Source organism: Saccharothrix xinjiangensis, assembly GCF_039527585.1.
In the GTDB taxonomy this organism is placed as follows: domain Bacteria; phylum Actinomycetota; class Actinomycetes; order Mycobacteriales; family Pseudonocardiaceae; genus Actinosynnema; species Actinosynnema xinjiangensis.
In genome coordinates, this window is record NZ_BAAAKE010000003.1 from 506479 (window position 1) to 529054 (window position 22576).

Annotated in this window: 21 protein-coding genes and 1 pseudogene; 10 read left to right on the top strand and 12 right to left on the bottom strand. The window is 74.9% G+C overall.

Annotated elements, in window-relative coordinates:
- Nucleotides 1–148: 148 nt before the first annotated feature.
- The gene (locus ABD223_RS10415) at nt 149–2347 is read left to right on the top strand and encodes a PQQ-dependent sugar dehydrogenase (protein ID WP_344035828.1); all 2199 of its coding nucleotides are present in this window, start codon (nt 149–151) and stop codon (nt 2345–2347) included.
- A gap of 3 nt (nt 2348–2350) precedes the next feature.
- Here ABD223_RS10415 and ABD223_RS10420 read toward each other — a convergent pair whose 3' ends face one another.
- Nucleotides 2351–2770 (bottom strand): PPOX class F420-dependent oxidoreductase, encoded by a 420-nt coding sequence (locus ABD223_RS10420; protein WP_344035829.1) that lies wholly within the window; start codon nt 2768–2770, stop codon nt 2351–2353.
- 211 nt (nt 2771–2981) lie between these two features.
- Between ABD223_RS10420 and ABD223_RS10425 the strand changes: the two genes are divergently transcribed.
- Nucleotides 2982–3161, top strand: a complete 180-nt coding sequence (locus tag ABD223_RS10425) for a hypothetical protein (RefSeq protein WP_344035830.1) — start codon at nt 2982–2984, stop codon at nt 3159–3161.
- Nucleotides 3162–3430: 269 nt separating this feature from the next.
- Here the strand turns inward: ABD223_RS10425 and ABD223_RS10430 are convergent, their stop codons facing one another.
- Complete coding sequence (locus ABD223_RS10430) at nt 3431–3769, bottom strand: DUF6292 family protein (protein WP_344035831.1); 339 nt, start codon at nt 3767–3769, stop codon at nt 3431–3433.
- Between the two features lie 364 nt (nt 3770–4133).
- On the opposite strand from ABD223_RS10430, the gene ABD223_RS10435 reads away from it, so the two are divergent.
- Nucleotides 4134–4823, top strand: a complete 690-nt coding sequence (locus tag ABD223_RS10435) for an HNH endonuclease family protein (protein ID WP_344035832.1) — start codon at nt 4134–4136, stop codon at nt 4821–4823.
- 57 nt (nt 4824–4880) lie between these two features.
- On the opposite strand, the gene ABD223_RS10440 is transcribed toward ABD223_RS10435, so the two are convergent.
- The 4 genes from ABD223_RS10440 to ABD223_RS10455 all read right to left on the bottom strand — a co-directional run bounded on the left by ABD223_RS10440 (nt 4881) and on the right by ABD223_RS10455 (nt 8155).
- Nucleotides 4881–5414 carry a hypothetical protein gene (locus ABD223_RS10440; RefSeq protein WP_344035834.1) on the bottom strand — a complete coding sequence of 178 codons (534 nt, stop codon included), beginning with the start codon at nt 5412–5414 and terminating at the stop codon, nt 4881–4883.
- A 67-nt stretch (nt 5415–5481) separates the two neighbouring features.
- The gene (locus ABD223_RS10445) at nt 5482–6348 is read right to left on the bottom strand and encodes an NAD(P)-dependent oxidoreductase (protein WP_344035835.1); all 867 of its coding nucleotides are present in this window, start codon (nt 6346–6348) and stop codon (nt 5482–5484) included.
- Nucleotides 6349–6446: 98 nt separating this feature from the next.
- Complete coding sequence (locus ABD223_RS10450; RefSeq protein WP_344035836.1) at nt 6447–7940, bottom strand: amidase; 1494 nt, start codon at nt 7938–7940, stop codon at nt 6447–6449.
- A 50-nt stretch (nt 7941–7990) separates the two neighbouring features.
- Nucleotides 7991–8155 carry a hypothetical protein gene (locus ABD223_RS10455; protein ID WP_344035838.1) on the bottom strand — a complete coding sequence of 55 codons (165 nt, stop codon included), beginning with the start codon at nt 8153–8155 and terminating at the stop codon, nt 7991–7993.
- A 17-nt stretch (nt 8156–8172) separates the two neighbouring features.
- On the opposite strand from ABD223_RS10455, the gene ABD223_RS10460 reads away from it, so the two are divergent.
- Nucleotides 8173–8805 carry a hypothetical protein gene (locus ABD223_RS10460; RefSeq protein ID WP_344035839.1) on the top strand — a complete coding sequence of 211 codons (633 nt, stop codon included), beginning with the start codon at nt 8173–8175 and terminating at the stop codon, nt 8803–8805.
- A gap of 101 nt (nt 8806–8906) precedes the next feature.
- Nucleotides 8907–9836: a hypothetical protein gene (locus ABD223_RS10465; protein ID WP_344035840.1), complete on the top strand. Its 930-nt coding sequence runs from the start codon at nt 8907–8909 to the stop codon at nt 9834–9836.
- Nucleotides 9837–9890: 54 nt separating this feature from the next.
- Here ABD223_RS10465 and ABD223_RS10470 read toward each other — a convergent pair whose 3' ends face one another.
- Nucleotides 9891–10742: an ABC transporter permease gene (locus tag ABD223_RS10470; protein WP_344035841.1), complete on the bottom strand. Its 852-nt coding sequence runs from the start codon at nt 10740–10742 to the stop codon at nt 9891–9893.
- The gene (locus ABD223_RS10475) at nt 10739–11623 is read right to left on the bottom strand and encodes an ABC transporter ATP-binding protein (protein ID WP_344035842.1); all 885 of its coding nucleotides are present in this window, start codon (nt 11621–11623) and stop codon (nt 10739–10741) included. Before ABD223_RS10475 ends, ABD223_RS10470 begins: the two co-directional genes overlap by 4 nt.
- Nucleotides 11624–11743: 120 nt before the next feature.
- On the opposite strand from ABD223_RS10475, the gene ABD223_RS10480 reads away from it, so the two are divergent.
- Together ABD223_RS10480 and ABD223_RS10485 are read left to right on the top strand one after the other, a co-directional pair.
- Nucleotides 11744–12451: a MerR family transcriptional regulator gene (locus ABD223_RS10480; RefSeq protein ID WP_344035843.1), complete on the top strand. Its 708-nt coding sequence runs from the start codon at nt 11744–11746 to the stop codon at nt 12449–12451.
- Nucleotides 12452–12777: 326 nt separating this feature from the next.
- Nucleotides 12778–13914, top strand: a complete 1137-nt coding sequence (locus ABD223_RS10485) for a serine hydrolase domain-containing protein (RefSeq protein ID WP_344035844.1) — start codon at nt 12778–12780, stop codon at nt 13912–13914.
- A 124-nt stretch (nt 13915–14038) separates the two neighbouring features.
- Here ABD223_RS10485 and ABD223_RS10490 read toward each other — a convergent pair whose 3' ends face one another.
- The 4 genes and pseudogenes from ABD223_RS10490 to ABD223_RS10505 all read right to left on the bottom strand — a co-directional run bounded on the left by ABD223_RS10490 (nt 14039) and on the right by ABD223_RS10505 (nt 19634).
- On the bottom strand, nt 14039–14689 hold the full coding sequence (locus tag ABD223_RS10490) for a response regulator (protein WP_344035845.1): 651 nt from the start codon (nt 14687–14689) through the stop codon (nt 14039–14041).
- Nucleotides 14686–15819 carry a sensor histidine kinase gene (locus tag ABD223_RS10495; RefSeq protein ID WP_344035847.1) on the bottom strand — a complete coding sequence of 378 codons (1134 nt, stop codon included), beginning with the start codon at nt 15817–15819 and terminating at the stop codon, nt 14686–14688. The genes ABD223_RS10490 and ABD223_RS10495 overlap by 4 nt, the downstream gene beginning before the upstream one ends.
- Before the next feature lie 97 nt (nt 15820–15916).
- A pseudogene (locus tag ABD223_RS10500) lies at nt 15917–16282 on the bottom strand (transposase); the annotation flags it as partial.
- A gap of 364 nt (nt 16283–16646) precedes the next feature.
- Entirely contained in the window at nt 16647–19634 is a 2988-nt protein-coding gene (locus ABD223_RS10505) for a GH92 family glycosyl hydrolase (RefSeq protein ID WP_344035848.1), read from the bottom strand.
- 138 nt (nt 19635–19772) lie between these two features.
- On the opposite strand from ABD223_RS10505, the gene ABD223_RS10510 reads away from it, so the two are divergent.
- Genes ABD223_RS10510 through ABD223_RS10520 form a run of 3 tightly spaced genes read left to right on the top strand, consistent with a single transcriptional unit; the run spans nt 19773 to nt 22575 of the window.
- Nucleotides 19773–20840: a sensor histidine kinase gene (locus ABD223_RS10510; protein ID WP_344035849.1), complete on the top strand. Its 1068-nt coding sequence runs from the start codon at nt 19773–19775 to the stop codon at nt 20838–20840.
- On the top strand, nt 20825–21940 hold the full coding sequence (locus ABD223_RS10515; protein ID WP_344035850.1) for a hypothetical protein: 1116 nt from the start codon (nt 20825–20827) through the stop codon (nt 21938–21940). Before ABD223_RS10510 ends, ABD223_RS10515 begins: the two co-directional genes overlap by 16 nt.
- A complete protein-coding gene (locus ABD223_RS10520; RefSeq protein ID WP_344035851.1) occupies nt 21925–22575 on the top strand; it encodes a response regulator in 651 nt (216 codons plus the stop codon). The genes ABD223_RS10515 and ABD223_RS10520 overlap by 16 nt, the downstream gene beginning before the upstream one ends.
- Nucleotide 22576: the final 1 nt, after the last annotated feature.

A 22576-nucleotide genomic window follows, 5' to 3' on the forward strand; every position in this document is an offset into this window, starting at 1 on the left:
GACCGTAAGCGGTCGGTCACGGGGTGACAACAGGCCGTTCGGTTGGTCCTGCCGGCGGTTCGGCAGTCCGCAGGGGCGCGCCGCCGATCGGCGGTCCGCGCCGGTCGGGCCTTTGCGACGCTGGGTCTCCGTCGTCGAGGAGGCCCGTGTGCGCGCACTCCTGGTTGTCTCGCTGCTGCTCGGTTCGCAGGTCGTGGGCGTGGCGCACGCCGCGACGCTCACCGCCCGGGTCAACTTCTCCGACGTGGCGACCGCCCCGCCGGCCGGGTACGCGCGGGACTTCGGCGAGCCCTACGGCCCGCGCGGCAACGGCCAGACCTACGGCTGGGTGGCGCTGGGCACGACGACGCCGCTGTCGCTGGTCGGCAACGGGCGCAACCGCGGTGGCGGCGGTGACGTGCGGCTGGCGACGCTGGTGCACGCCCAGCTGCCCGCGTCGTCGCCGGGCGTGCCCACGCCGGGCAGCTGGGAGATCGCCGTGCCCGCCGGGGCGTACCGCGTGACGGTGTCGGTCGGTGACGCGGGCACGGCCGTGGACAGCGCGCACTGGTTGAACGTCGAGGACCAGAACGCGGTGGCGGCGTTCAAACCGACGTCGACCGCGAAGCACGCGTCGGCGACGCGGGTGGTCGTGGTGACCGACGGGCGGTTGACGCTGTCGCCGCGCGGCGGGTCGAACACCAAGCTCAACCACGTGGACGTCGACGGGCTGCCGGACGGGTCGCCGTCGGTGCGCGCGGTGACGCCGGCGAACCTGGCGACCGGTGTGCCGCCGACCTCCGCCGTGGTGGCGGACCTGCGGCTGCCCGCGGGTGCGGTGGACCCGGCGACGCTGTCCTCGACGACGGTGCGGCTGACCAGGGTGTCGGACGGGGCCGCGGTGCCCGTGAACGTGATCACCAGCGGGGGCGGCGACGTGGTCAACGCGTCGCCGCTCGCGCCGCTGGCCGCCTCGACGGCGTACCGGTTCGCGGTGACCGACGGGGTGCGGGACGTGGCGGGCAACGCGTTCCGGCCGTTCTCGTCGGTGTTCACCACCGGGACCGCGCCGGGCGGCGGGCCGGTCGCGTTCCAGCAGGTCTTCGGGGTGGCGACCGGCGCGCCGTTCACCAGCGTGGCGTTCGGGCCGGACGGCAGGCTGTACGCGGCGACGTTCACCGGGCAGATCAGGCGCTACCCGGTCAACGCCGACGGGACGCTCGGCGCCGCGACGGTGATCGACGCCGTGCGGGCCCACGCGGTCGCGGCGGGGCTGCCCGGCGCGCCGAACCGGACCGTGATCGGGCTGGCGTTCGACCCGGCGTCGACGCCGTCCGCGCCGGTGCTGTGGGTGACCGACAACTTCGGCGGCACGTCCAACGCGCCCGACTGGTCGGGCAAGGTCGCGCGGTTGAGCGGGCCGGACCTGGCCACCTACACCGAGGTCGTCACGGACCTGCCGAGGTCGATCAAGGACCACGAGACGAACTCGCTGGCGTTCGGGCCGGACGGCGCGCTGTACCTGACGCAGGGCTCGATGAACGCCATGGGCGCGCAGGACTCGACGTGGGGCGACCGGCCGGAGCACCTGTTGAGCGCGGCGGTGCTGAAGCTGCACCCGTCGCGGCTGCCGGCGGCGCTGCCGGTGAACGTGCGCACCGGGGCCGGCGGCTCTTACGACCCGTACGCGGCCAACGCGCCGTTGACCATCCACGCCACGGGTGTCCGCAACGCCTACGACCTGGCCTGGCACCGCAACGGGCACCTGTACGTGCCGACGAACGGATCGGCGGCCGGCGGCAACGCGCCCGCCACGCCGTCGCCGCTGCCCGCGTCGTGCGCCTCGCGGCCGGACGGCCCCTACACCGGGCCACCGGTGCCCGCGGTGACGAACAACCCGCAGGCCGAGACGGACTACGTGTTCGACGTGAAGCCCGGGAAGTACTACGGCCACCCGGCGCCGGTGCGCTGCGAGTGGGTGCTGGCGGGCGGCAACCCGACGTCGGCGGCGGACCCGTTCCAGACCGACGCCTACCCGGTGGGCACCCCGCCGGACCGCAACTTCGACCTGGCGGGCACCTACGACGCGGGGGTGCACGCCTCGGCGAACGGGGTCGTCGAGTACCGGGGCGGCGCGTTCGGCGGCCGGCTGGACGGGAGGCTGCTGGTGGTGCGCTACTCCTCCGGGCAGGACGTCCAGTTCTTCGACGTGGCCGCGAACGGCGCGCTGTCCAACCGGACCACCGGCGCCACCGGGATGACCGGGTTCAACCAGCCGCTGGACATCGCGCAGAGCCCGGCCACCGGGTTCCTGTACGTGACGGAGCTGGGCGCGAACCGGATCACGCTGCTGCGGCCGGCGGCGTGAGGCTCAGGGCGCGGCGTGCTCGGCCCGCCGGGTCGGGTACCAGGCCTCGCCCGCGGGTTCGCCCGCCATGTTCCAGCTCCAGGAGGTGACGGGGGTGATCCGGACGTAGGTGCCGGGGCCGATCATGCCGACCCGGTCGAAGGGCTGCTCGGCGCGGCCGTAGACGCGGATGCCCCGGGCGATCAGCGGGTGGGCGGAGACCATGTCGTCGAAGACGAGCGCGACCCTGTCGTTGCCCGCGCCCACGTTCCGGAACTTCCTGGTGCGCCGGAAGGACTCGCCCGGACCGCCGACCCAGAAGTACGTGCCGTCGAACTCGCAGGCGACCGGCGCCACGTCGGGTTGGCCGCTCCCGTCGACGGTCGCGAAGCGGGCGAAGGGGCGGTTGCGGAGGTAGTCGAGCTCCGCCTCGTCGAACGACACCGGTCACTCCTGTCCGAAGGGGTGGCCGAGGATATACCGGGCCACCCGGACGGAGCAGTGGATTTTTCTGTCGAGCGCTGACGCTTTCACCCTGTTGTCGCAGCGTGCCAAGCATATTCGCCCTGGCGAAAGGGTATCCGAAGCTCCCCCACCCGGTTTCACCGAGGAGCGCGAAGATGGGCACCTCAACCACACTGCGCGGGAGGTCGTGATGGCACACGTGGGCGACCTGGTCGACATCCGCAGCGGAGACGAGTTCTACCAACCCGTACCCTTCGGCCTGGTGTACCCGACCTGCACGGCGGACGGCTCCGCGCCGCCCAGCCAGCGGGGCCGCACCTGGGAGCACCTGACGTCCTCCGGCCGCGAGCTCCGGCCGGCCGGCGGGTGACCCCCGGCACGCACCCACCGACGGGGTCGTAGGCACGAGCCTGCGACCCCTTTTCCTTCGTGGGACCGGGAAAACGACGGGACCGGGGCCGGTCGGCCGCCGTGCGGTGGCGGTTCCGGGCGGGCCGCGATCCACGACGCGCCGACCGGTGGCACCGAGTTCACGGCTCCCGAGTGGACGGTCGGGCACGTCCGCGCGGCAGAGGACGAGCTGCGCGGGCAGGGCGTCGAGGCGCCGGCCGCCCGGCTCGCCCGCTGACCCGGTTCGGATCAGCTCGCCGCCAGCATCCCGTCGTCGACGACCAGGTCCAGGCCCTCGACCCAGCGCGCCACCGCGGCGGGCTCCGGCCGCACCGGGCCGCGCAGCCGGGCCAGCACGAACGGCGGCTCCGAGCTGTCGCTCTCCACCGCGACCGCCCAGCCGCGCTCGGCGTCCCACAGCAGGGCCACGTCGCGGTCGGGGAAGCCGGGCAGCCTGCCGTCCAGGGCCAGGTAGGCGGTGTCCTCCTGCACGTAGGAGGACTCGCCGGTGAGCCCGAGCGCACGGGTCACCCGCAAGGCATATGCCCGCAGAGCACGGATCGCGTTCTCGTCGAACTCCCAGTCCATCGCGCACCCCCGAACCACCGGTGGATCACGCCGTCCTCACGGCGCGATCCGGGGTAGCCCGGAAGAGTGGGTGCGAAACATCCGTGTCTCGTTTCACATAGCAGAGTGCGACGACCGGGTCCGGCGCGAGGTGCGGGCCCGGCGCCGGGGACGGCCGCGCCCACCGCTCGGCGCCGGCTGTGCCCGTGCCGGTGTCAGCGCCGTGATCACCGGACCACCGCGCCCCCTCCCGGATCATTGCGCCGTCGGGCCGCCGGGGGCGACCGCCGGGCGCGGGCGCCGCTTGCTCCTCGTGGGCCGGCGGCGTTTTCCGCGGTGCGGCCACGGGTAAGGGGTGCTCACCCGACGACTGCGGAGGACACCCATGTTCCGGCGGACCACGGCCGCGCTGGCCGCGCTGCTGTTGACGGTGACCGGCTGCGACGCGGTGGGCGGCCTGCCGGACGTCGCGCCCGGTGGCGGCGGCACCGTGGACCGGGTGCCGCAGGGCACCGCGGACGCGCCGACCGCGCGGACCCTGCTGGCGGGCCTGCCGGTGGCCGAGCCCGGCCGGATGGAGGGCTACGCCCGCGACTGCGACGACGGCGCCGGGTGCGTGTTCGGGCGGCCGTGGGTCGACACCGACGGCGACGGGTGCGACCAGCGCAGCCAGGTGCTGGCCCGCGACCTGACCGACGTGCGGCGCAAGGAGGGCCGGTGCGGCGTCGAGTCCGGGACGCTGCTCGACCCGTACACCGGGGAGACCGTGACCGGCGTGTCGAAGATCCAGATCGACCACGTGGTGCCGCTGGCGGAGATGTGGCGCAGCGGCGCGGCCGGGTGGCCGCAGGACCGGCGCGTGGCGGCGGCCAACGACCTGCGCAACCTGATCGCCGTGGCCGGGCGGGTCAACCAGGCCAAGGGCGACCAGAGGCCCGAGGAGTGGATGCCGCCGAACGAGGCGTACGCGTGCCAGTACGGGCGGGTCTACGTGGGGGTCAAGGCGGAGTACGGGCTGACCGTGACCACGGCCGAGCGGGCCGCGCTGGAACGCGCCCTGGCCTCGTGCGGCTGAGGCCCGGGGCCCCGGGCTTGGGGCTCGGGCCCCGGGCTCGGGGCTCGGGGCTGAAGGTCAGGGGCGCGGGGTCCGCACGGCGATCGCGGCCACGTCGTCCAGGTACTCGGCGGTGAACCCGCCCTCCACCGCTTCCGTCTCGGCGACCACGACGGTCGTGCCGTCGAGGGTGTCCGAGTCGTAGTGGTGGGCGGTGAACGGGACGTCCGGCATCAGCAGCAGGGAACCGGGGAGCGGCGCGATGTCGCCCGTGCCGTGGACGTCCTCGACCCGCTTGAACTCGCGCGCCACGTCGGGGTCGCCGAACTCGACCCACGCGACCGAGACCACGATGGTGCCGCCCCGGTCGTCGGTGAGGGTGAACAGGGCCCGGTCGAGCGCGACGCACGGCGTGGCCGCGAGCAGCTGCTGGACCTGGCCGAACGAGTGGGGCGCGCACTCGGTGTCCGAGCGCTCGGCCCGGTCCACGACGCGCAGCCCGGAGTCGCGCCAGATCTCGTCCGGGTCCGCGGGCGCGGCGAGCCCGCCCGCCCCCGCCGCGACGGCGCCCGCCAGCACGGCCGCCGTGACCACACCACCGGTCCCCACCACGTCGCCTCCTCCAGCCGCTCTCCCCCGCAGGTACCCGGTTGGCAGGCGAATCCCACCACCGCGCCGGTCACCTGCCGAACGCCCGCACCACGGCCGCCATGTCCGCGGGCGCGCCGTCGTCGGCGGTCCGGTAGTGGTCGAGCAGGACGCGCATGAGCCGGTCGTCGGTGCCCGCGGCGTTCATGGCGTCCGCGATCAGGGAGCTGTCCTTGGCCGCGCCGTCGACGCCGAAGGAGGGCGTGAAGTCGTGGTCGATCATGGCGCGCCCCTTGGCCTGGGCGTAGGCGCTGTCCACCGGGCCGCCCGCGATGGCGTCCAGGAAGGTCGACGGGTCGAGCCCGAGGCCGCGCGCCAGGGCCACCGACTGGGCGGCGGCGGCGGTGATCGACAGGACCCACGCGTTGGCGACGAGCTTGAGCCGCTGGCCGTCGCCGGGCCGCTCGCCCGCCCACGCGGTGCGGGCGGCGATGGCTTCGAAGACGGGCTCGACCCCGGCGCGGAGCCGCGGCGGGGCGGCGGCGAGCACGGTCAGCTTCCCCTGCTCGGCCGGTTGGCGGGTGCCGAGGACGGGCGCGTCGACGAAGCCGACGTCGTGCTCGGCGGCGAGGCGGGCCAGGCGCTCGCCGCCGTCGAGGCCCACGGTCGCGCACTGCACCCACGTGGGGCGTGCCCCGGAGGGCTTGAGGGGCTTGAGCGACGGCAGCGCGGCGGCCATCACCTCGGCGGTCGCGTCGGCGTCGAAGAGCATGGTCAGGACGACGTCGGCGCCCTGGACCGCGGTGGCCGGGTCCTCGGCCACCGCGGCGCCGGCCTCGGCGAGCGGACGGGCCTTGTCGGCGCTGCGGTTCCACACGACCACGTCCAGGCCGGCGCGCAGCAGGCTCCGCGCCATGCCGGCGCCCATCAGACCGGTTCCCAGCAGTGCTACGAGCATGGGGACAAGATCTCACCGGTGCGGGGGCGGCGCACTCGGAAGAGGTGGTGAACGCCCGACCGGCTACCCGGGGCCGCACGACACGAGCCGTGGCCAGGTCACGGCAGCGTGGGCAGGTAGGTGGGGGCCCGGCGCGCCGGGGCCGCTCGTTCGAAGGACGCCGCGAACCGGAGGACCTCCGCGTCCGCCCCGTGGCCCGCCATGAACGACACGCCGATCGGCAGGGGGCCCGCGAAGCCCGCCGGGACCGTGGCGTTCGGGTAGCCCGAGACGGCCGCGGGCGTGGAGGAGCCCAGTTCGTAGGCGTCGCCGTTGGCGTGGTCGGTCTTCCAGGCGGGGCCGTTGGTCGGGGCCATGATCACGTCCAGGCGGTGGGCGGCCAGCACCTCGTCGATCGACCGGCGCGCCAGCTCGGTCGCGGTGCGGCGCTGCTCGCGGTAGGTCGGGTCGGTGATCGGCGGCGCCTGCTCGGCTTCGAGGAACAGCTCCTGGCCGAACTCGCTCAGCTCGACCGGGTCGGCCTCGTTGAACGCGATCAGCTCGCGCAGCGTCTTCGGCGCGCCCGGCCTGGTCTTGAGGTAGCCCTCCAGGTCGTGCTTGAACTCGGTGGTCAGCGCCGGGAACTCGACGGCGTCGATGCGGTCCTGGTAGGGGAGCTCCACCTCGACGACCACGGCGCCCCGCCGCCGCAGCACGTCCACCGCCTCCCGCACGACCCGGTCCGCCTCGGCGTTGCGGCCGGCCTTGCGCCACACGCCGACCCGGGCGCCGCGCAGGGCGTCCGCGGTGAGCCCCCGGGCGTAGTCCGCGCCGCGGCCCTCCAGCGCCGACATCAGGATCGCGGCGTCCACGACGTGCCGCGCCATGGGCCCCGCGGTGTCCTGCCGCGCGGAGATCGGCACGATGCCGTCGCCGCTGACCTTGCCCAGGGTCGGCTTGAGGCCGACGACGCCGTTCTGGCCCGCCGGGCACACGATCGAGCCGTCGGTCTCGGTGCCGACCGCGACCTGCGCCAGCGACGCCGCCACGGCCGCGCCCGAGCCGGACGACGAGCCGCACGGGTTGCGGTCCAGCACGTGCGGGTTGTTGGTCTGCCCGCCGACGCCCGACCAGCCGGACGTGGAGCGCGTGGAGCGGAAGTTCGCCCACTCCGACAGGTTCGCCTTGCCCAGCACCACGGCGCCGGCCGCGCGCAGGCGCCGGACCAGCTCGGCGTCGTCGCGCGGCGGCACGCGCAGCGCCCGCGAGCCGGCCGTGCTGCCCGAGCGGGTGTCGATGTTGTCCTTGAGCAGGACGGGGATGCCGTCCATCGGCCCGCGCGCCTGCCCGCGGGCGCGCCGCCGGTCGCTCTCGGCCGCCTGGCGCAGCGCGTCCGGCTCCACCGCGAGCACCGACCGGACCCGCCGGTCCACGGTGTCGACGCGCCGCAGGTAGGCGCGGGTCAGCTCGACCGCGGTGAGGGTGCCCGCGTCCATCCGGCGGACCAGCTGCGGGATCGTGGCCGCGTCCAGGTCGAGGGCCGGGCGCGGGTCGGCGAGGGCGGGCGGTGCGGTGACGAGCACGCACAGCAGCGCCACGAGCAGGGATCGCATGAGGTCCAGCCCAGACCCGCGCGCCGACCAGGTCAACCCGCCGAAGGTCGCTACTCCGGGATCTCCGGTGGCGCCCCGGCGAGGCGGGCGTGCAGGCGTTCGCGGATCTCCTCGGGCGTGTAGGCGCGGCGCTTGCGCTCCGCGCGGGCGATCACCGCCCCGGTCGCCGCGACACCCGCGACACCGGCCAGGCCGAGCAGCTTCCACCACCTCATCTGCCTAGGCTACCGGGATGGCTGGAACGAAGATCGGTCTGGACGAGGCCGTGGAGCTGACCCGCACCGGTGACGTGTGGCTGTTCCGCGGCAGTTCGGTCGCCGACCGCGCGATCCGGGTGACGACCAACAGCCCCGTCAACCACGTGGGCATGACCGTGGCGGTCGAGGACCTGCCGCCCCTGATGTGGCACGCCGAGCTGGGCCGTTCGCTGCCCGACGTGTGGACCGGCGCCCACCACCGCGGCGTGCAGCTCCACGACCTGCGCGAAGCGGTGCTGGTGTGGGCCCGCAGGTACGGGCAGCGGGCGTGGCTGCGCCAGCTGGACGCGCCCACGACCGGGGAGCAGGACGACGCCGTGCTGAGGACCGTCGCCCGGCTCAACGGCACGCCGTTCCCCTCCACGGCGCGGCTGGCCACGCGGTGGCTGCGCGGTCGCGTGCCGAACCTGCGGCGGAAGGTCGACTCGACCCTGGAGACCGCGTACTGCGCCGAGGTGGTGGCCGTGACCTACGAGGCGATGGGCCTGCTGCCGGCCGGGCGGCGGGCGAACTGGTACGACCCGGGGCGGTTCTGGAGCGGTGACGAGCTGGAGCTGCTGGGCGGCGCGCGGCTGGGCGAGGAGATCGCCGTGGAGATCCCGGGCTGACGCCGGGCTGCTCCCGGGTTGGCCCCGGGCCGGCCCCGGTCCGCGGGGGCGATGCGCGGAAAACCGGGGTGCGGGACCGGCCGCCGCCCTAACATCCGATCGTGAGCTGGCGTTGGGGTGTGGCGTTGGTGGCTGTCCTGCTGGCGGGGTGCGCGGCGGACGACGAGCCGGCCCCGACCGGCCTGCTGGGCGCGCTGGCGGGGGTGCGGGCCGACGACGGCGCCGCCGAGTTCGTCGAGTACGGCGACGTGGCGGCCGTGCGCGCGCTCGCGGACCGGGACCCGGAGCGCTTCCGCGGTCTGGTGGGCTACGGGTACTCCCGCGTCGCCGCGGCGGGCGACCGGCTGCCGGACGTGGTCGGCTTCGACCCGTCGCGGGCCACGTCGGCGCTGAGCGTGGGTCAGGTGGCGCGGGCCTCGGTGCTGCGGGCGGAGGTCGACGTGGCCGCGGTCGAGGCGAAGCTCGCCGAGCTGGGCGGGAAGCGCGGCGGGGAGGGCGACTGGACCACCGCGGGCGACGGGGAGGTCTCCCCCGGCAGCCCGTTGGCGCGGGTGGGCGTGGTGACCGGGTTCCAGCGGGTCCGCGTGGAGGCGGGCTCGGTGGCCCACGCCACCACCGGGGAGGCGCTGAGGTGGGTCACCGAGCCGGGCGACCGGACGCTGGCCGACGACCCGATGATCGGCGAGCTGGCCCGCTGCCTCGGCGGGGTGGCGGTGGCGGTGGTCACCAAGCCGAAGACCGGCCTGCCGGTGGCGGTGGGCGTGCGGGCGACGCCCGACGGCGAGGCGACCGAGGTGGTGTGCGTGCCCGACGAGAACCCGAAGGCGCTCGCCGGGCGCGTCCAGGACACCCTGGAGAACGGTTCGGCGGGCGGCGGGCCGTGGTCGGCCGTGCTGCCCGACGCGCGGGCCGAGCAGCCCGCCGACCAGACCGGCGTGGTGCGGGTCCTCGTGCCCGCCGGGACGGGGACGGTGGCCGGGCGGGCGCTGCGCGCCTGGCAGCGCGGCGAGCTGCGGACGCTGTTCGGTTAGCGCCGCCGGGTCGGTGCGGCCGGGTCGGTGCGGCCGGTCGGGCCGGGCGCCGGCTCAGGCCGGCCGCCGGTCGGCCCGCTCCCGGCGGGCCTGCGCCGAGGAGCCGGACTCCCGCCGTGCCATCCGGCGCAGCACCACGGTTGCGAGGGCGAACCCCACGACCGCCCACGCGCCCAGCGCGACCACCGTCTCCCCGTGCCGCCACGAACCACCGACCTCGGCGGCGGCCTGCGCGTCCGGGAGCAGCGCCGACCGCAGGCCCAGTCCCAGCCAGTAGACCGGGAACGCCTGGCCCACCCACTGCGACCACGCCGGCAGCGCGGTGATCGGGTAGAACACGCCCGACACCGCCACCAGCGCCATGACCAGCAGGGTGACGAGGCCCAGCGACTGCGTGCCGCCGAACACCGCGCCCAGCACCGCGCCGAGCGGCAACGTGGCCAGCAGTCCCAGCGCCACCACCCAGGCCAACGCCACCCACGTCCGCACCCGGCCTGGTTCCAGGCCGTCGAACAGCAGCACCGCCGGCACCAGCACGACCCCCAGCGTCGCGCCCGTCAGCGCCGCCCGGCCCAGGACCTTGCCGACGACGTAGGCGAGCACCCCGTTCGGGGTGGCCCTGGCGCGCAGCAACGTGCCGTCCTCGCGGTCGGCGACCAGCGCCATGACCAGGGCCAGGAAGCCGGTGAACACGACGTTCACCCCGAGGATGCCGGGAACCGCCCGCGCGCCCAGCGGGAAGTCCGCGCCGGGCGCCGGGTCGTCGCCGAACGCGTGCACCACCACCAGCGCGACCAGCGGCAGCCACAGCCAGCCGATCAGCTCGCCGACGTTGGTCATGGTCTGGGTGAACTCGATCCGCCCCCGCCGCACGCCCGCGCGCACGGCCACCGCGCGGGCGCTCACGCGCTCACCGGCTCGGACTCGCGCACCAGCGCCAGGTACACGTCCTCCAGGCTCGCCCGGCGCACCTCCAGGTCGTCGACCGCCCGACCGTGCTCGGCGAACAGCTCGCGCACGTAGTCGGTGGAGTCGGCCACGGACAGCACGTGCTCGCGGCCGTGCAGCCGGTAGCGCACCTCGGTGTCGCCCGCGATGCGCGCGGCCAGCTCGGCGGCGGTGCCGTCGGCGACCACCCGGCCCGCCACCAGCACCGCGATCCGGTCGGCCAGCTTCTCCGCCTCGGCGAGGTCGTGCGTGGTCAGCAGGACCGCGGTGGCCGAGAGCCGCCCCAGCACCTCGTGGAACTCCCGGCGCGCCTCGGGGTCGAACCCGACCGTCGGCTCGTCCAGGAACAGCAGGTCGGGCCTGCCGACCAGGCCGATCGCCACGTCCAGCCGACGCCGCTGCCCGCCCGACAGGACGCCGACCCGGCTGCGCGCGTGGTCGGTCAGGCCGACGAGCGCCAGCAGCTCGTCCGCGCCGAACACGTCCGGGCGGTAGGGCGCGTAGAGCGCCGCCAGGTAGGACAACAGCTCCCGCACCCGCCACCGGCCGTGGTCGCGCCAGGACTGGAGCACCACGCCCAGCCGCGCCCGCCACGCCTCGTCACCGCGCTCCGGGTCGACGCCCAGCACGCGCACCTCGCCCGCCGACCGCTTCCGGAAGCCCTCCAGGACCTCGATCGTGGTCGTCTTGCCCGCCCCGTTCGGGCCGAGCAGCGCCACCACCTCACCCTCGGCGACCGTCAGGTCGACCCCGTCCACCACGTCTCGCGGGCCGTAGCGCACGCGCAGGCCGCGCACTTCCACCACAGGCCGTTTCGCCCGGTCACCAGCGCTTGTCATGACTTCAACCGTAACGTTGAAGTGCTATGTTGAGACTTTGCCGAAGATCGGTCGGGGCTGGCTGGGGTCTTCGTCCCGGAACCCTCAAATAGTTGGTGAAGGAGGCCGCTCCTGCGACCGGTGGACCTCGCCCGCGCGGCGGGCATCTCGACCCAGCAGGTCCGCAACTACCTCGACGCGGGCGTGCTGCCCCCGGCCGACCGCTCCCCCGCGGGCTACCGGCTGTTCGACCGGCGGCACCACGAGGCGCTGCTGACCTACCGCCTGCTCGGCCGCGGGTACGGCTGGGTCGCGGCCAAGGCCATCATGCGCGCCGTGCACGGCGGTGACGAGGTGTCGGCGCTGGCCGCGGTCGACGCGGCGCACGCGGCGGCGCACGAGCGGCGCGTGGCGCTCAAGGCGACCGCCGAGGCGCTGGCGGCCGTGGCCGGTCGGCCACCGGACACCGTGCCCCGGTCCGGCCTGCGCGTTGGCGAGCTGGCCGCGAGGCTCGGCGTCCGGCCGTCGGCGCTGCGCGTGTGGGAGGCGGCGGGCCTGCTCGCGCCGGACCGCACCACCGACCGGCACCGCGTCTACGGGACGGCGGACGTGCGCGACGCGCGGCTGGTGGCGATGCTGCGCCAGGCCCGCTACCCGTTGCCGCGCATCAAGCCGATCATGGACGAGTTCCGCGCGGCCGGCGGCGCCGAGGCGTTGCGGACCGCCATCGCCGACCGGGAGGTGCAGCTGGCCGCGCACGCCCTGGCCATGCTGGAAGCGGCGGCGGCGCTCCACCGCTACCTCGTCGGGCGAGGTGGGCGGGAGGGAGAGGCGGCGGGGTCGCGGTGACCTCGTGTCAGGTGCGGTGTCAGCGCGGTGGCCGACCGGTGTCAGGGCGGCCGGTGATCGTGATCGCCATGACCGGTTCAAGGAAGGCGGCCTCGGAGCCGCGCGAGGTGTGGCGCGACAAGACCGTGCTCGACGGTGTCGGGCGGGAGGTTCCGGGAGCGGCCGGGGGCTCCGGAGGTGCCCGGGGTGCCGTGGGTCCCCGGGATGTGGGGGCCCGGGATGCCGTGGGTGCGGGGAACAGCAGGGCCGGGGTGTCGCGGGGCTTCCGGCGAGCGGGGGTGGCGGCGTTGGCGGTCGCGCTGCTGGTCGGGACGTCCGCGTTTGGGATGGCTGCGCCTGAGGTGGCCGCCGCCGCCGGCGTGGCCGTCACCGGGCAGGATCGCCGGGAGCTGCGGGAGGCTGCGCAGGCGTTCGTCGACGTCGGTTTCGCCGGGGTGCAGCTGCGCGTGCGCGACCAGCGGGGCGACTGGGTCGGCAGCGCCGGGGTGCGCAAGTTGGGTGAGACCGCCAAGCCGCCGACGGACGGGCGGTTCCGGGTGGGCAGCGTCACCAAGACCTTCACCTCGACCGTGGTGCTGCAACTGGTGGCCGAGGGCCGGATCGGGTTGGACGACCCGGCGGCCGACCGCCTGCCCGGGTTCGGCCTGGACCGGCGGATCACGACGCGGATGCTGTTGAACCACACCAGCGGGTTGTTCAACTACACCGGTGAGCACTACCCGGACGGGACGATCGTGCTGGGGATCCCCGCGGTGGGCAAGGACTGGGTGGACAACCTGTTCCGCACCTACCGGCCGGAGGAGCTGGTGCGGTTCTCGCTGGCCAAGCCGGCGCGGTTCGAGCCGGGGACGGACTGGAGCTACTCCAACACCAACTACACGGTGGCCGGCCTGCTGATCGAGTCGGTCACCGGCCGCTCGTACGCCGAGGAAGTGGGCCGGCGAATCCTGCGGCCGCTCGGGCTGAAGGGCACCGTGGCGCCGGGGTCCTGGTCGGGCCTGCCCGGCCCGCACGCCCACGGCTACTACCGCTACCAGGACGCCGGCCAGTGGAAGACGATCGACGTCACCCGCCAGGACCCGTCCCTGGTGTTCGCCGCCGGTGACATGATCTCGACCACCGCGGACCTCCGCACGTTCTTCTCCGCGCTGAACCGCGGCGACCTCCTGCCGGCCCCGCTGCTGGCCGAGATGCGCACGCCACACCCGAAGAGCGGCGTCCACCGCTACGGCCTCGGGGTGTTCGTGCAGGACCTGGGTTGCGGCGTCACCGTTGTCCACCACAACGGCAGCGCCCCCGGCGGATACGGAGCGATGATGTACAGCACCCCCGACGGCAGCAAGACCCTGACCGCCTCGGTGACCACCGGCGACGCCGCGATGGACCCGGCGGTGGAGTTCCACAAGGCGCTGAGCGGTCTCGTCAACGTCGTCTTCTGCGGCGGCCGGGCCGTGGTGAGCTGACAGGTCACGAGCTGACGGCCACCTGCCCGCCCGGTCGGCAAGGTCGACCGAGCGGGCAGGATCGGTAGGCGCCGGCGGCACGGAGATCAGGACGGGACAGCGCAGGGGCGGGCTGGGGAAGTCGTCAGCGGGTGAGGCCGGCGTCGTGGGCCAGGATTGCCGCCTGCGTCCGGTTCTCCACCTCCAGTGCTTGGAGGATCGCGCTCACGTGCGCCTTGACCGTGCCCTCCGACAGGGTCAGGCGGCGGGCGATGGTCTGGTTCGACAGGCCCTCCCCGAGCAGCGCCAGCACCTCCCGCTCCCTGGCGGTCAGCGCGTCGATGCGGGAGCGGGCGCCGTCGAAGCGGGGCAGTCGGTCGCCGCGCAGTTCGGCCACGAGCCGTTGGGCGATCCTCGGCGACAGGTAGGCGGCGCCCTCGGCGACCGCTCGCACGCCGATGATCAACTCGCGTGGGTCGGCGGCCTTGAGCAGGAACCCGTTCGCCCCGTCACCCAGGGCCCGGACCACGAACTCGTCCTCGTCGAACGTCGTCAACACGGCCACCGCGACACCCGGCACCGCGCGGCGCAGTTCGGGGAGGGCGGCGAGGCCGTCCAGGCGCGGCATGCGGATGTCGAGCAGCACGACGTCCGGCCGGTGGCGGCGGGCCAGGTCGAGCGCCTCGTGCCCGTCACCCGCCTCGGCGACCACCTCGATGCCGGGGTCGGTGTCCAGGATGGCGCGCACGCCGGCGCGGACCAGCGCCTCGTCGTCGACCAGCAGGACCCTGATCATCGAACACGCTCCACAGTGGACTTATCGATCGGCAGGTGTGCGGTCACGGTGAACCGGCCACCCGTCGCGCTGGAGCGCAGCGTGCCGCCCAACAGTCGCAGCCGCTCGGTCAACTCCGCCAAACCGCTACCGCTCCCCACCAACCCGCGTTCCGATGACCCGTGTTCCGATGCCCCGCGCTGCGACGGCTCGCGCCGCGTCGGCCTGCCAGTGCTCTCGGCCGGCCGGGCTTCGCCTGCCTCGGCACCTCCCGCCTGGTCGTCGTCCGGTCGGCGGTCGTCTGGTCGGCTGTTGTTCGGGCTGCTCGGCCAGGTGTCGTCCAGCGGGTTCTCCACGGTCACCACCACCTCGGCCGCGTGGCGCGTGGTTCGCACGGCCACCGGTGCGCCGGGCGCGTGTCGGGCCGCGTTGGTCAGCGCTTCCCGGACCACCCGGTGCACCGCCCGGTCGACGAGCGCGGGCAGCGGGCCCGGCGAGCCGATGAGGGTGACCTGGAGGCCTGCGCACCGGGCGCGTGACACCAGTTCCGCCACGTCCTCGTCCGGGGGTTCCACCGGGGCCGCGCCCTCGCGCAGCACGCCGATGGCCTGCCGGAGCCGGTCGGTGGCGGTGACCGCCGACTTGCGCAGTTCGGCCGCCGCCTCGCGGCCGCGTTCGGTGTCGGCGGTCAGTTCCAGGGCCCCTGCCCGCAGGGCGATCAGCGCCAGTTCGTGGCCGAGCGAGTCGTGCACGTCCGCGGCGATGCGACCGCGTTCCCGCAGCCTCGCCCGCTCGGCCACCCACTCGCGCTCGCGCTCCAGCCGGTCGATCCGCTGCCGCCCCGCCTCAACCAGGTCGGCCTGCTGCGCCCGGAACAGGCCGATCAGCCTGGGCAGCGCCACGAACAGGCCCAGGCACGCCAGGGCGCCGAACCCCTCCCAGAACCACACCGCCGCGATGACCACCCCGACCGCGCCCACGGCCGCGAGCACCACTCCCCCGTGCCGCACCGGCAGGTGCCGCCCGTGGAGGTAGGCGAGGACCGCGAGCACCACGAACAGCAACTGCCGCCACACCGGCAAGGCGTCCATCGCCAGCCCGTTGCCCAGGCACGCGATCGCGAGCACCGCCAGCGCCACACCGTTCCTCATCCGACCTCCCCTTGCGCAGTTTGTCAGGCGAGTCGGACCGGTCGGGCCGACGACCTGCCTGAGCTTGACCCTGTCGGTGATCTTGGTCGCTGCGGTGTCAGCTGGCGGCTCGCCAGGAACGCAGGCGCGGGATGTCCTGCTGATCGAGGTGGCCCTGGAAGGCCGTCTGTGGTCGTGCGGGCGCGCTTGTGCCGGGAGGTTGCCGGCTGAGGCGTTCGATGTTGACCGCGATGGCGGTGAGCACGTGTTGTAGGTGGGTTTTGCTCTGCCCTCGGTAGCGGTAGCGGCGCATGCCATGACCGTGGGTGATCTCGAAGATGGTTCCCTCGATGCCGGAACGCACCGCGTAGCACTTGTGCCAGGACGGTCCCTGTCGTTCGGCGCGGTTGCGCAGCTGCAGTTCGAGCAGCTCTTTCGGAGGGAAGCCCACGCTGCGCGAGGAAGCACTGGAGGTGGTGCACCGGGCTCGGACCGGGCGGGGGTTGGCACTGGCTCTTGGTGAAACGGGCCACGATCAGCGGGGCCGCGGTCGGCGAGGATGTCGGGTAGGGGCCGTGCCAGCCTCTGCCGATCTGGCCTTGTGGGCAGGTGACCTGGCGGCGGTCGAAGTCGTCGCGGGCGAAGCCTTCGCCCTTGCGGTGCTGGTGGCGGGCATGGTTGCCACATCGGTGATCACGTTCGGGCTGTCGCCGGAGCAGGTCTCGGCCACGTGTGCGAGGAACCCCTGCCGGCGGGTGACCTGCCCACGACGCGCGTAGCGCACCGTGGGGTCGTAGGGCGAGACGATCCGGAGCGCCGACGGCGGCAGACCGCTGCCCTGCTCGTCCTCACGCCAGCGCAGGCGGCCCGTGGTGTCCCGGTAGTAGTTCTGGACCAGCACCTGCCGCAGAGCCTGGACCTGGAAGACGCCGAGCAGGCCGGGATGGTTGCGGCTGAGGTGTTCGAGCGGTGCGGTAGCGGGTCGTCGCGGTCACGGCGGCGCGTTCGCCGTGGCGCGCCGCCGGTGCGGCCCAGTCCGTGATCGGGAGTCCGGTCGCGGTGGTGGCGCCGTCGGCGTAGGAGGTGGTGAGGGTGAGGCCCTGGTCGCCGTTGACGGCGGTCGCCAGGACCTCCAGGGCGCGGTGGCGGCCCGGGGTGAGGTGCAGGCGCTGACCCCGGGCGGTGAGGAAGTTCCGGGCCGTGCCGGTCGTGCCGGGCACGGTGAACGCGGCGTCGCCCACCGGGCGCGTGCCGGGTGCGGGCAGCTGCTCGGCGGGGAAGCTCCAGCCCTTGCCGTCGAGGTCGCCCTGCTGCTTGGCGTCCGCGGTCGCCACACCGTCCACGTCGTACCGACCTCCCAGGTCCTGTGCGCACCACGGCCCGGAGACCGTGCACGCGGCCGGCAGGTTCGGCACCGGCCCGGTCGCCGGCAGCACGTGGTCGACGGGCGGCCGCTCGGCGCCCCACGAGGTGTTCGGGGTGTCGCTCACGTCCACGACCAGCTCTCCGCCACGTGCCACGAACCTCTCGGACAACCATGACGCGGGGTGCGGGCGGTGGTCGACCTCCACGGATTGGACGTACACGTTCGTGTCGGATGCCTTGGGGGACTTGATGGTTATGGCGGGAGAGCCGGTCCGGTTGAGGCGCGCGTAGGGGAAGATGGGGCTGGAGAGGAGGAGTTCCGCCCGGCTGGGCGTCTGGGGGTACACGCCCAGGGCCGCGAACACGTACCACGCCGACATCGTGCCCAGGTCGTCGTTGCCCGGCAGCCCGGCGGATCCGGTCCGGTACACCAGCGACGCCATGGCGCGCACGGTCTCCTGCGTCTTCCACGGCTGCCCCAGGCCGTTGTAGAGCCACGGCGCGTGGATGCCCGGCTCGTTGGTCGGGTCGTAGCGCAGCGGGTCGCCGCCCGTGGCCCACGAGCCGTCGGGCTCGCGGAAGAACGCGTCCAACCGCCGGACCGCCTGCTCCCGCCCGCCCATCGCCGCGGCGAGCCCGGACACGTCGTGCGGGACCATCCACGTGTAGGTCGCGCTGGTGCCCTGCGCGAAACCGAGGTCGGACGACGGGCTGAACGGCCACGTCCACGTGCCGTCCGAGCCCCGCGCCTGCTGGTACCCGGTGTCGCCCGCGGCGGGGTTGAACGTGTTGCGCCACCAGCTCGCGCGCGGCAGCAGGGCGTCGCGCACGTCGGTCCGCCCGAGCCGCGCGGCCCAGTCGGCCAGCGCGAAGTCCGCCGCGGCGGCCTCCAGCGTCTCGGCCGCGCCGCCCCAGCAGTGGCAGGTGTCCTGGGGCGCGTAGCCCAGGCGCAGGTGCTCGGCCAGGTTCGGGCGCTGCCCCTCGCACTGGCCGGGGCACCCCTTGTCGGACAGGCCGTCCGGGTGCGGCGCGGTGGCCTGGTCGACCAGCGACTCGAACGCGCCGCGCACGTCGAAGTCCCGCGCGCCCATCGCGTGCATGCCCGCCAGGGCGGGCGCGGACGGATCGCCGGTCATCACGTGCGTGGGCCCGTTGACGTGCACCCACCGGTCCCACACGCCGCCGTTCTGGCGGGCGAGGTTGAGCAGCGACTGGGCGTAGTCCGAGGCGGTGCGCGGTTCGAGCAGGGCCAGCAGCTGGGTGTGGGCGCGGTACTGGTCCCAGCCGGAGAAGTTGCCGTACTGGGCGCGTTGGCCGCGTTCCAGGCGGTGCACCCGCTGGTCGCTGCCGAGGTAGGTGCCGTCGACGTCGCTGGCCACGTTGGGTTGCAGGAACGCGTGGTAGAGCGCGGTGTAGAAGGTGGTGCGCAGCGCGTCCGTGCCGCCCGCGACCTCCACGGCGCGCAGTTGGCGGGCCCACTCGCGGCGCGCGTCGGCGGCGACCGAGTCGACGGTCTCGTGCGGGCCGATCTCGCGGTCGAGGTTGCGCCGGGCGGCTTCCGCGCTGGTGTAGGAGATGCCGACGCGCACCCGGACGTCGGTGTCGGTGGAGGTGTCGAACGTGACGTAGCCGCCGGAGCCCCGCCCCTGCCTGGCCGCGCCGGTCTCGTAGCCCTCGCCGCCGGAGGCCGTCGTCGTGCCGGGCCTCGGTTCGCCGTCCACCCAGGTGCCGACGCCGGAGAAGGCGCGGTCGAAGGAGGCCGTGAAGTGGAGCCGGTAGTAGGTCTTCTTGTTGTTCGCGCCGCCGTTGGCGCGCCGCCCGCAGAACGCGCCGGTGAGCACGGAGCCGGACACGGTCCGCCGGTCGGGGTCGATGGCGACCGCCGCGTCCTCGCTGCCGTTGAGCGAGTTCGAGACGCGGAACAGCAGGGCGGCGGGCTCGTCGCGGGGGAAGGTGAAGTCGCCGACGCCCGCCCGCGTGGTCACGCTCAGGTCGGCCGTGGCGCCGGAGGACAGGCCGACGCGGTAGCGGCCGGGCGTGGCGGTCTCGTCCTCGTGCCGGAAGTCGGCGGCGTAGACCTCGTCGCGCACGTCTGCGGTGGGCGAGCCGGCGACCTCGCCGACGAACGGCATGATCGGCACGTCGCCGGCCGCGCCCGGGTGGCACCCCGCGCCGTTGACGTGGGTGAGGCTGAAGCCGCGCACGCGGGTGGCGTCGTGGGCGTAGCCGTTGGCGGCTCCGGTGTTGGTCTGGTCGCCGCGCGTAGTCGTGGGGCTCCACGAGATCATCCCGAACGGCCGGACCGCGCCGGGGTAGGTGTTGCCGCCGTTCGCCGACCCGATGAGGGGGTCGACGTACCCGACGGCGTCGCGCACCGCCGCCGGTCCACGGACACCCGCCGCGGCTGTCGCGGGCGTCACCGCGCCCGCCAGGAGGACGACCGCCACGCCCGCTGTGATCAGAGCCCGCATGACCAGAGGTCTACCCAACGGGACCCGGCGGCCGGAAGGTGCGGGCGGTGTTCCTGTCCGGTTGTCATGGGAGCGCTCTCCCCCGTTCTCCGGCACGTCACCCGCAGGTCACCGGCGTGGCCGGGTTAGGGTCGCGGGGTGCCGGGCCGGGGTGAGTCGGAGTTCCTGGCCGCCATCGCGCGGTCGGCCGGACCCGTCCGCGGGACCGGCATCGTGCTGCTCAGCGCCTTCGGCGTGCTGTCGGCGCCGGGTGACGCCCTGCCGGCCGCGCTGGGGGTGTTCGCCCTCGTGCTGGTCGGCGCGGTGGCCGACTTCGGGCCGCGGGGCCCCGCCCTGGTGCTCGCGGGCGTCCGGGTGGCGGCCGTGTGCGTGGCCCAGGCGCAGCTCGGCGGCGCCGCGCAGTGGCCGCTCAACGTGCTCACCACCACCGCGATCACGATCCAGTGGGAGTGGCCGCCGAAGGTCACCGCGCCCGTCACGGCCGGGCTGCTGGCGGTGCACGTCGCGACGGTCGGCTGGGACGGCTCGGCGGTGCTGCGCGTGGTGGTCGAGTGCGCGCTCGCGCGGTTGGCGTTCCGGCTGCTGCTCGGCGCCACGCGGCGGGTGGACGCGCTGCGGGCCCGCCGGGCCGCGCTGGAGCGGGCCGAGGCGGTGGCGCTGGAGCGGCACCGGCGCGACCGCGAGTACCTGGCGCTGCTGCACGACACCGCGTCGGCCACGTTCCTGGTGGTGGCGGTCAACGGGCGGGACGCCGACCCCGCCGAGGTCGCGGGCTACGCGCGCCGCGACCTGGAGCTGCTGACCGCGCCCGGCGCCGCGGTCGGTGGCGACGCGGACGTCGGCGCGGCGCTGCGGGCCGTGGTGGAGCGCAGCCCGCTGGAGGTCGAGGCCCGCTGGGCGGAGGCGCTGGTGCCCGTGCCCGTGCCGGTGGCGTTGGCGCTGGTCCGGGCGACGCGGGAGGCGCTGCTGAACGTCGAGCGGCACGCCGGCTCGGGGCGGGCCCGGGTCGTCGTCGCGGCCCGTGGGGGCGGTGTGGAGGTGGTGGTGTCCGACGAGGGCCGCGGGTTCGACGTGGCGGCGGTGTCGGAGCACCGGCGCGGGGTGCGCGGCTCGATCGTCGGGCGGGTGACGGCGGTCGGCGGGTACGCCGAGGTGACGTCCGGGCCGGGCGGCACGACGGTGCGGGCGGGGTGGCCGCGACCGTGACCGACCACTCGCGGGCGGTGCTGCTGGCCGTCGCGGCCGTGATCCAACCCGGGCTCGGGCTCGCGCCGCTCCTCGACCACGACCACCACCCGGCGGCGTGGGCCGCGTACGTGCTGTTCGCCCTGGTCACGCTGGTGTGCGCGGTGTGGGTGCTGCGCCGCGAGCCGCTGCCGGGCCCGGTGGTGGCCGGTGGGGTGGTCGCGGTGTTCGCGGCGTCGGCGACCGCCACGTGGGCGCTGCCGCCGGACGACCACTTCGGACCGGCGCACTGGTCGTTCGGGCTGGTGGGGTGGCAGCTGCTGCTGTTGTTGGCGGACCGGGTCGGCCCGCTGCTGGCCGCGCTGTCCGCGCACGTCGCGGTGAGCGTGGCCCAGTGGGTGTCGGCCGGGGCGCCCGACCGGGTGGAGGTGGGCGGCGCGGGGGTGGTGCTGCTCGGCGTGACCAGCTTCCAGGTGGGCACGCTGGTGATCATGCGGGTGCTGGCGCGCGCCGGCCGCCAGGCCGCCCGGATGGCCGCCGAGCAGGAGCGCGCGACCACCCGCGCCGCGGTCGCCGAGCAGTGGGAGCAGGACCTGCGCGCCCGGTTCGCCGGTCGGCTCGGCACGACGTTGCCGCTGCTCGCGGACCTGGCCGACGGCGTGCTGGACCCCCGCGACGAGGAGACCCGGCTGCGGTGCGCGCTGGCGGCCACGCAGCTGCGCAGGCTGTTCGCCGAGCACGACGACGTGCCCGACCCGCTGGTGCACGAGGTCGCGGCGTGCGCGCACGTGGCGGAGCAGCGCGGGGTGGTGGTGTCGCTGGCGGTCAGCGGGGTGGCGGTGCCGGTGCCCGCCGAGGTGCGGCGCGCGGTGACCGCCCCGGTCGAGCTGGCGCTGGCCGCCGCGCGGACGAGGGCCCGGGTCAGCCTGCTGCGGACCGACGGCGAGGTCCGGGTGGCCGTGATCTCCGACGCGGTGATCCCCGGCGCGGTGCTCCCCGACGCCGTAATCCCCGATGCGGTGATCCCTGGTCACGAGGGAACCGCGCCGGGGTCGGTGGAGGTCGAAACCGGCACGTACGGTGGGCAGACCCGGATGGAGGTCCGATGGCGGGCGAGCTGAGCGCGGTGGTGGTGGACGACCACCCGGCGGTGCGCGCGGGCGTCGCCTACTGGCTGTCCACCGGCACACCCCCGATCCGGGTCGCGGCGAGCGGCGAGGACGTGCGGGCGGCGTGGCTCGGCGAGGGCGCGGACGCCGACGTGGTGATCCTCGACCTGCACCTGGGCGGCCCCACGCCCGCCCTCGGCGACCTGCGCCGGCTGGTGGAGGCCGGGCGGCGGGTCGTCGTCTACTCGATGCGCGCGGACGACGACATCGCGTTGCAGTGCCTGGAGCTGGGCGCGCTGTGCTACCTGACCAAGGCGGAGGGCGCCGAGCACCTGGTGCGGGCGGCGCGGGCGGCGGCGGAGGGCCGGGCGTACACGCCGCCGTCGCTGGCCGGCGCGCTGGCGGGCGACCGGTCCGACCACCGGCCCGCGCTGTCGGCGCGCGAGGTCGAGGTGCTGGTCGAGTGGTTCCAGTCGGAGTCCAAGGACTTCGTGGCGCAGCGCCTGGGCATCTCCCTGAGCACCGTCAACTCGCACCTGGAGCGCATCCGGATCAAGTACGCGCTGATCGGGCGGGAGGCGCCGACCAAGGCCGCGCTGGTGGCGCGGGCCATCCAGGACGGCCTGATCGGCGTCGACGACCTCTGAC

Coding starts and splice junctions, on each gene's coding strand:
- ABD223_RS10485 (WP_344035844.1), top strand. CDS start 12,778: ATGGCTGCGCCTGAGGTGGCCGCCGCCGCCGGCGTGGCCGTCACCGGG.
- ABD223_RS10430 (WP_344035831.1), bottom strand. CDS start 3,769: ATGGACTGGGAGTTCGACGAGAACGCGATCCGTGCTCTGCGGGCATAT.
- ABD223_RS10445 (WP_344035835.1), bottom strand. CDS start 6,348: ATGCTCGTAGCACTGCTGGGAACCGGTCTGATGGGCGCCGGCATGGCG.
- ABD223_RS10520 (WP_344035851.1), top strand. CDS start 21,925: ATGGCGGGCGAGCTGAGCGCGGTGGTGGTGGACGACCACCCGGCGGTG.
- ABD223_RS10505 (WP_344035848.1), bottom strand. CDS start 19,634: ATGCGGGCTCTGATCACAGCGGGCGTGGCGGTCGTCCTCCTGGCGGGC.
- ABD223_RS10460 (WP_344035839.1), top strand. CDS start 8,173: ATGGCTGGAACGAAGATCGGTCTGGACGAGGCCGTGGAGCTGACCCGC.
- ABD223_RS10425 (WP_344035830.1), top strand. CDS start 2,982: ATGGCACACGTGGGCGACCTGGTCGACATCCGCAGCGGAGACGAGTTC.
- ABD223_RS10455 (WP_344035838.1), bottom strand. CDS start 8,155: ATGAGGTGGTGGAAGCTGCTCGGCCTGGCCGGTGTCGCGGGTGTCGCG.
- ABD223_RS10435 (WP_344035832.1), top strand. CDS start 4,134: ATGTTCCGGCGGACCACGGCCGCGCTGGCCGCGCTGCTGTTGACGGTG.
- ABD223_RS10495 (WP_344035847.1), bottom strand. CDS start 15,819: ATGAGGAACGGTGTGGCGCTGGCGGTGCTCGCGATCGCGTGCCTGGGC.
- ABD223_RS10450 (WP_344035836.1), bottom strand. CDS start 7,940: ATGCGATCCCTGCTCGTGGCGCTGCTGTGCGTGCTCGTCACCGCACCG.
- ABD223_RS10490 (WP_344035845.1), bottom strand. CDS start 14,689: ATGATCAGGGTCCTGCTGGTCGACGACGAGGCGCTGGTCCGCGCCGGC.
- ABD223_RS10475 (WP_344035842.1), bottom strand. CDS start 11,623: ATGACAAGCGCTGGTGACCGGGCGAAACGGCCTGTGGTGGAAGTGCGC.